General features: G+C 67.8%; 3 protein-coding genes. All 3 read left to right on the top strand.

The genetic code is table 11. The features are described from left to right. Positions 1–90 precede the first annotated feature (90 nt). The 3 genes from rplL (at position 91) to AB1673_02750 (ending at position 8,337) form a co-directional block, all read left to right on the top strand. Positions 91–474 (top strand): 50S ribosomal protein L7/L12, encoded by a 384-nt coding sequence (gene rplL / locus AB1673_02760; GenBank protein MEW6152898.1) that lies wholly within the window; start codon positions 91–93, stop codon positions 472–474. A gap of 295 nt (positions 475–769) precedes the next feature. Continuing rightward, the gene (gene rpoB, locus AB1673_02755; GenBank protein MEW6152897.1) at positions 770–4,357 is read left to right on the top strand and encodes a DNA-directed RNA polymerase subunit beta; all 3,588 of its coding nucleotides are present in this window, start codon (positions 770–772) and stop codon (positions 4,355–4,357) included. A gap of 11 nt (positions 4,358–4,368) precedes the next feature. Next, positions 4,369–8,337 carry a DNA-directed RNA polymerase subunit beta' gene (locus tag AB1673_02750; GenBank protein MEW6152896.1) on the top strand — a complete coding sequence of 1,323 codons (3,969 nt, stop codon included), beginning with the start codon at positions 4,369–4,371 and terminating at the stop codon, positions 8,335–8,337. The last annotated feature ends 20 nt before the right edge of the window (positions 8,338–8,357 follow it).

Raw genomic sequence — 8,357 nt, 5'->3', positions numbered from 1 at the left:
GACGAGGCCCCCCCGACCGATACCGCCGAGGCCCCGGCCCCGGCCGACACCCCCGCCCCCAGCGACGAGACCGAGAACAAGGAGTAGGCAATGGCCACCGCAGAAGAGATCCTCGACAGCATCGGCGCCATGACCGTCCTGGAGCTGTCCGAGCTCCTCAAGGCGTTCGAGGAGAAGTTCGGTGTCACGGCCGCCGCCCCGGCCGCCGTGGCCGCCGCCCCGGGCGCGGCCGTAGCCGCCGCTCCCGAGGTCGAAGAGCAGGACGAGTTCGACGTGATCATCACGGGCGTCGGCGACAAGAAGATCCAGGTCATCAAGGAGGTGCGGGCGCTGACCAACCTTGGCCTCAAGGAGGCCAAGGACCTGGTCGACTCCGCTCCCGGCGCCAAGGTGCTGGAGAAGGCCTCCAAGGAGGACGCCGAGAAGGCGAAGGCCCAGCTCGAAGGGGCTGGCGCGACCGTCGAGCTCAAGTAGTGCCGATGCGGGGCCTCCGTTCGCGGAGGCCCCCCGCCGCCCTCCTGCGACCGCGTTCTGGGGGTGCAGCCCGGCGAGAACCGTTGACCCGGGACGGCGTTTGCCGTATGCTCCCCATGGACAAGTCGCGGCTTGACGTTGCGCGTCGCTGTGGCTAATCTGTCCCTGTCGTGCCCCCCGCGTTGCGCCCGCAAGCCGGTTTAGCCGTCGACGCGCGCGCCCGCACCCTGGTCCCTGCCCCGCCTGAGGCCGTTCTACGGCCTCGTTCGTCTCTTGTGAAGGAGTGAGGGTCCATATGACCACTCGTCCCGCTGCCACACTCGCGACAGGCCGGGAGCGCGTTTCCTTCGCCAACCTCGACGAGGTCCTTCCCCTTCCCGACCTGATCGCGGTCCAGCGTGACTCGTTCAAGTGGTTCCTCGACAACGGCCTGGCCGAGACCTTCCGTGACATAAGCCCCATCGAGGACTTCACCGGCCAGCTCCGCCTCGAGCTGGAGTTCGACGCGTCCGACCCCGACCTGCGCCCGCCTCCCAAGTTCACCGTGGAGGAGTGCAAGGAGAAGGACATGACCTACTCCGCGCCGATCTTCGTGCGGGCACGGTTCATGAACGCCACGACCGGTGAGATCAAAGAGCAGACGGTCTTCATGGGCGACTTCCCGATGATGACCGACAAGGGCACCTTCATCATCAACGGCACCGAGCGGGTCGTCGTGTCCCAGTTGGTGCGTTCGCCGGGCGTGATCTTCCAGCCCGGGCGCGATGCCAAGACGATCGTGACGGGCACGATCCACCCCTACCGGGGCGAGTGGATCGAGTTCGACATCGAGCACAAGCCCGGCAAGGACGTGAACGCCGGCACCCGCGTGGCCCGCAAGCGCCGCCTCAGCCTGTTCATCCTGCTGCGCGCCCTGGGCTACGACGAGGAGAGCCAGCCCGGCTTCCTCGACCGGTTCGTCCGCCACTTCGACTTCCTCGAGGGCCAGTGGGAGAAGGAGCGCGACCTTGCCCCGACCCGGGAGGAAGCCCTCGTAGAGATCTACAAGCGGGCCCGGCCGGGCGAGCCCCCGTCCCCCGAGGCGGCCAAGGCCTACTTCGAGAACGCCTTCTTCAACCCCAAGCGCTACGACCTCACCCGCGTCGGGCGATACAAGCTCAACCGCAAGCTCGGGCCCGAGATCGAGAAGATCACCCAGTTGCTCGATGTCGGGCTGGAACCGCCGGGGGCCAAGCAGTTCGTGCTCGCCCCAGCCGAGATCCTGGCGGCCACGACCTACCTGCTCCACCTGGCCAATGGCGAGCCCGGCTACCGCCTCGACGACCAGGACCACTTCGCCAACCGGCGGGTGCGGTCGGTGGGTGAGCTGATCCAGAACCAGGTCCGCATTGGGCTGTCGCGCATGGAGCGGGTGGTCCGCGAGCGCATGACCACCCAGGACGTGGAGGCCATCACGCCCCAGACCCTGATCAACATCCGTCCCGTGGTGGCGGCCATCAAGGAGTTCTTCGGCACCAGCCAGCTCTCCCAGTTCATGGGCCAGACCAACCCGCTCGACGGCCTGACCCACAAGCGCCGCCTGTCGGCCCTCGGCCCCGGCGGTCTGTCGCGGGAGCGGGCCGGCTTCGAGGTGCGTGACGTCCACACGTCCCACTACGGGCGCATGTGCCCCATCGAGACCCCTGAGGGCCCCAACATCGGCCTGATCGGGTCGCTGGCCACCTTCGCCCGGGTCAACTCGTTCGGCTTCATCGAGACGCCCTACCGGCGGGTCGTCGACGGGCAGGTCACCGCCGAGATCGTCTACTTCGCGGCCGACGAGGAGGAAGAGCACGTCATCGCCCAGGCCAACGCCCCCCTCGACGACCAGGGCCGGTTCATCGGCGACCGCGTGCTGGTCCGCCGTGGCCCCCAGGGCGCGGGCGTGCGCGTGGGTGCGGCGGGCACGTCCTACGGCACGACCAGCGAGATCGACTACGTGCCGCCGTCCGAGGTCGACCTCATGGACGTCTCGCCCAAGCAGATCGTCTCGGTGGCCACGGCCATGATCCCCTTCCTCGAGCACGACGACGCCAACCGGGCCCTCATGGGCGCCAACATGCAGCGCCAGGCCGTCAGCCTGGTGCGGGCCGAGGCGCCTTACATCGGTACCGGCATCGAGGCTCGGGCCGCCCGGGACGCAGGCGACGTGCTGCTGGCCGAGGGCAACGGCACAGTGGCCGAGGTCACCGGCGACCACGTGATCGTGGAGTACGAGCCCGGCCAGACCAGCCGTGAGGGCATCTCGCTGGGGCGAAAGTTCTACCGGCTGGCCAAGTTCCGCCGGTCCAACCAGGGCACGTGCATCAACCAGAAGCCGCTGGTCGCCGAGGGCCAGAAGGTCGTAACCGGCGACGTGCTGGCCGACGGCCCGTCCACCCACAACGGCGACCTGGCCCTGGGCAAAAACCTGCTGGTCGCCTTCATGCCTTGGGAGGGCTACAACTTCGAGGACGCCATCATCCTGTCGGAGCGCCTCGTGCGCGACGACGTGCTGACCTCCATCCACATCGAGGCCCACGAGGTCGACGCCCGCGACACCAAGCTGGGGGCCGAGGAGATCACCCGCGACATCCCCAACCTCTCCGAGGAGATCCTCAAGGACCTCGACGAGCGGGGCATCATCCGCATCGGGGCCGAGGTCGGGCCGGGCGACGTTCTGGTCGGCAAGGTCACCCCCAAGGGCGAGACCGAGCTGACCCCCGAGGAGCGCCTGCTGCGGGCCATCTTCGGCGAGAAGGCCCGCGAGGTGCGTGACACCAGCCTCAAGGTGCCCCACGGGGAGAACGGCAAGGTCATCGACGTCAAGGTGTTCTCCCGGGAGGAGCAGCACGAACTGGCTCCCGGGGTGAACCAGCTCGTGCGGGTGTACGTCGCCCAGAAGCGCAAGATCTCCGAGGGCGACAAGCTGGCCGGCCGCCACGGCAACAAGGGCGTCATCTCCAAGATCCTCCCGGTCGAGGACATGCCCCACTTGGCTGACGGCACTCCCGTCGACATCATCCTCAACCCCTTGGGTGTGCCCAGCCGGATGAACGTGGGCCAGGTCCTCGAGGCCCACCTGGGTTACGCGGCCCGCTGGGGCTGGCCCGGGGCGGCTCACGCCGAGCCCCCGGCCGACGCAGTGGCCAACAAGACCCGGCCCATCACCGATCCGGCGGTGTGGATCGCCTCGCCCGTGTTCGACGGTGCTCACTGGGACGAGCTCGACGAGTCGGGGCGCAACCCGACCATCAAGCACCTGCTCGAGACCATCAACCCCGAGGGCCCCGACGGCGAGCGCCTCATCCAGCCCGACGGCAAGACCACCCTGTTCAACGGGCGGACCGGCGATCCCTACGACCAGCCCATCACGGTGGGCTACGTGTACATCCTCAAGCTCCTCCACCTGGTCGACGACAAGATCCACGCCCGGTCCACTGGTCCTTACTCGATGATCACCCAGCAGCCCCTGGGCGGTAAGGCCCAGTTCGGTGGCCAGCGGTTCGGGGAGATGGAGGTGTGGGCCCTCGAGGCCTATGGGTCGGCCTACGCCCTCCAGGAGCTGTTGACGATCAAGTCCGACGACGTGCTCGGCCGGGTCAAGGTCTACGAGGCCATCGTCAAGGGCGAGAACATCCCCGAGCCCGGCATCCCGGAGTCGTTCAAGGTGCTGATCAAAGAGATGCAGTCCCTGTGCCTCAACGTCGAGGTGTTGTCGACGACGGGCGAGGAGATCGAGATGCGAGAGCTCGACGAAGACGTGTTCCGGACGGCTGAGGAGCTGGGCATCGACCTGTCGAGGCCCGAACGTGGATCGGACGAGGAAGACGAGCGTCGCCGCGCCGAGCGCGGCGTGTTCTAGGAAGGAACCAGTTGCTCGACGTCAACAACTTCGATCAGTTACGCATCGCGTTGGCCACCGCGGACTCGATCCGCACATGGTCCAACGGCGAGGTCAAGAAGCCGGAGACCATCAACTACCGCACGCTCAAGCCGGAGAAGGACGGGCTCTTCTGCGAGAAGATCTTCGGCCCGACCAAGGACTGGGAGTGCTACTGCGGCAAGTACAAGCGCGTCCGGTTCAAGGGGATCATCTGCGAGCGCTGCGGGGTCGAGGTCACGCGCTCCAAGGTCCGCCGCGAGCGGATGGGCCACATCGAGCTGGCCGCCCCCGTGGTCCACATCTGGTACCTGCGGGGCACGCGCTCGTGGCTGGCCTACCTGCTCATGGGCACCGAGGCCCGTGAGGAGCTGAAGGCCAAGCAGCTCGAGAAGGTCATCTACTTCGCGGCCAACCTGGTCACCTGGGTCGACGAGGAGCGTCGCCACGGCGACCTTCCCGAGCTCGAGGGCGAGCTCACCGAGGAGCTGGTCGAGATCGAGCGCCAGCGTGACGTCGACATCGACCGCCGGTTCAAGCAGCTCGAGGACGAGGCGGCCGAGCTCGAGGCGGGCGGGGCCAAGGACAACGAGATCAAGGCCCGCCAGAAGGTGGCCGACAAAGAAGTCGCCCAGATCCGCGAGCGCGCCCAAGCCGAGCTCGACCTGGCCCGGCGCGCCTTCGACGAGTTCCGCGACCTGTTCGCTCGCAAGATCATCGAGGACGAGATCGTCTGGCGCCAGCTCAAGGACCGCTATGGCGAGTACTTCCGGGGTGGCATGGGCGCCGACGCCATCGCTCAGCTCATCGGCGAGATCGACTTCGACGTCGAGGAGGTCAAGCTCCGAGAGGCGATCGACGCCGTCGACGGCCGCCGGCCGCTCTCGGCCCAGCGCAAGCAGAAGGCGATCAAGCGCCTCAAGATCGTCACCGCCTTCAACCGCCGCGACGAGACCAACGGCAAGCGGGTCAACGACCCCTCGGCCATGATCCTCGACGCCGTGCCGGTCATCCCGCCCGACCTGCGCCCCATGGTCCAGCTCGACGGTGGCCGGTTCGCGACCTCCGACCTCAACGACCTCTACCGCCGGGTCATCAACCGCAACAACCGCCTCAAGCGCCTGCTCGACCTCGGGGCCCCCGAGATCATCGTCAACAACGAAAAGCGCATGCTCCAGGAGGCGGTCGACGCCCTGTTCGACAACGGCCGCCGCGGCCGTCCCGTGACCGGTCCCGGCAACCGCCCCCTCAAGTCCCTGTCCGACATGCTCAAGGGCAAGCAGGGCCGGTTCCGCCAGAACCTGCTGGGCAAGCGGGTCGACTACTCGGGCCGTTCGGTCATCGTGGCCGGCCCGACCCTGAAGCTGCACCAGTGCGGCCTGCCCAAGCTGATGGCCCTCGAGCTGTTCAAGCCGTTCGTCATGAAGCGGCTGGTCGATACCGAGATGGCCCAGAACATCAAGTCGGCCAAGAGGATGGTCGAGCGCCGGCGCGCCCAGGTGTGGGACGTGCTCGAGGAGGTCATCAAGGAGCACCCGGTCTTCCTCAACCGGGCCCCGACGCTCCACCGCCTCGGCATCCAGGCCTTCGAGCCCGTGCTCGTGGAAGGCAAGGCCATCCAGATCCACCCCCTGGTGTGCTCGGCCTTCAACGCCGACTTCGACGGCGACCAGATGGCCGTCCACCTGCCCCTGTCGGCCGAGGCCCAGGCCGAGGCCCGGGTGCTGATGCTGTCGGCCAACAACGTGCTCTCGCCCGCTCACGGCCGCCCGCTCACCGTGCCCAGCCAGGACATGGTCATCGGCATCTACTACCTGACCGAGCAGGAGGACGGGGCCCAGGGCGAGGGCCGCAAGTTCCGCCACCTGTGGGAGGTCGAGCAGGCCTACGACGCCCACGACGTCGCCCTGCACGCCCGCATCGCCATCCAGACGGGCGAGCTCGACGACGAGGGCAAGCCCGTCTACCGGGAGACGACCCCCGGCCGGGTGTTCCTGGAGTCGGCCCTGCCGACCGACTTCTGCCAGAACTACGGCTACATCAACCAGTCGGTGAAGAAGAAGACGGTCACCGACATCGTGGAGAAGCTGGTGGCCGAGTACCCCAAGGCCGTCGTCTCCCAGACCCTCGACGCCATCAAGGACCTCGGGTTCAAGTTCGCCAGCCGGTCCGGCCTGACCATCTCGATGGACGACGTGAAGACGCCCGCCGAGAAGACCACGATCCTCGACCGTACGGAGAAGGAAGCCGAGAAGGTCGAGAGCCAGTTCCGCAAGGGCATCATCACCGACGACGAGAGGCGCCAGAAGGAAGTCGAGATCTGGACCAACGCCACCCAGGAGGTGCGGCGGGCCATGGAGAAGACCCTGGGGGCCATCTCCTTCAACCCGATCGACATGATGGTGGGCTCGGGCGCACGAGGCAACGTCATGCAGGTGACCCAGATCGCTGGCATGCGAGGCCTGGTGGCCAACCCCCGGGGCGAGATCATCCCCCGGCCCATCAAGTCCAACTTCCGTGAGGGACTGTCGGTCCTCGAGTACTTCATCTCCACCCACGGCGCCCGCAAGGGCCTGGCCGACACCGCCCTGAGGACCGCCGACTCCGGCTACCTCACGCGCCGGCTCGTCGACGTGGCCCAGGAGCTGATCATCCGCGAGGTCGACTGCGGCACGGGCCGGGGCATCTGGCTGGAGGACATCAAGGCCGACGAGGCCAGCCGGCGCCACAACCTCGAGACCAGGCTGTTCGGCCGGGCACTGGCCGAGTCGGTGACCTTGTCCACCGGCGAGGTCCTCGAGGCCGGCACCCAGGTCGACGACACCGAGCTGCGCCTCATGCGCGAAGACCCCAACGTCCACCGGGTGCGGGTGCGCTCGGTGCTCAACTGCGAGGCCTCCCATGGTGTGTGCGCGGTCTGCTACGGCCGCTCCATGGCCACCGGCAAGCTCATCGAGATGGGCGAGGCCGTCGGGGTCATCGCCGCCCAGTCCATCGGCGAGCCCGGCACCCAGCTGACCATGCGTACCTTCCACACCGGCGGTATCGCCGAGACCGACATCACCCACGGTCTGCCCCGAGTCGTCGAGCTGTTCGAGGCCCGTACGCCCAAGGGCAAGGCCATCCTGTCCCGGGTCTCGGGCGTCGTCCGCATGGCCGACGACGAGGTCAAGGGCCGGACGATCACGATCGCGGCCGACGACGGCAAGGAGGACAGCTACCCCATCTCCCCGCGGGACATGGCCCGCCTGCTCGTCCGCGAGGGTGAGGAGGTGGCCGCCGGCGAGGCTCTGGTCGAGGGCCCGAAGGACCCGAAGGAGCTGCTGGAGATCAAGGGGATCCGCGAGACCCAGCAGTACCTGGTCGACCAGGTGCAGCTCGTCTACCGGGAGCAGGGCGTGTCCATCCACGACAAGCACATCGAGCTGATCGTGCGCCAGATGCTCAAGCGGGTGTCGGTGGCCGAGGCCGGCGACTCCGGTTTCCTGCCTGGTGAGCGGGTCGACTCCCGGCTCTACGCCGAGGTCAACCGCCAGCTCGTGCAGGAGGGCAAGACACCGGCCGAGGGCCGTCCCGAGCTCATGGGCATCACCAAGGCGTCGCTGGCCACCGACTCGTGGCTGTCGGCGGCTTCGTTCCAGGAGACCACCCGGGTGCTTACCGAGGCGGCCATCGAAGGCAAGCGCGACCAGCTCCTGGGCCTCAAGGAGAACATCATCATCGGCAAGCTGATCCCGGCCGGCACGGGGATGATGCGCTACCGCGACCTCGACATCTCGGCCCCCGACTACGAGCCCCTGCAGTCGTGGTCGTCCGACCAGGAAGACCAGGACCTCGCGGCCTGGCTGGCCAACATCGGCACCAACCAGGACGACGGGGGCAACGGCGAGGTCGTCACCTCCGACGCCTTCGGCGAAGGCGGCTTCCTCTCGGTGGCCGACCCCGAGGACGCCGCCGGCTAGTTGTTCCTCCGGAGACACCC

It is taken from the genome of Actinomycetota bacterium (assembly GCA_040754375.1).
Taxonomy (GTDB): domain Bacteria; phylum Actinomycetota; class Acidimicrobiia; order Acidimicrobiales; family AC-14; genus JBFMCT01.
Note: the sequence above shows the minus strand (reverse complement) of the source record. Positions and strands in the feature narration are given on the sequence as shown.

Excerpts from the sequence above, each read along its gene's own strand:
- rplL (MEW6152898.1), top strand. The coding sequence starts at position 91 with ATGGCCACCGCAGAAGAGATCCTCGACAGCATCGGCGCCATGACCGTC.
- rpoB (MEW6152897.1), top strand. The coding sequence starts at position 770 with ATGACCACTCGTCCCGCTGCCACACTCGCGACAGGCCGGGAGCGCGTT.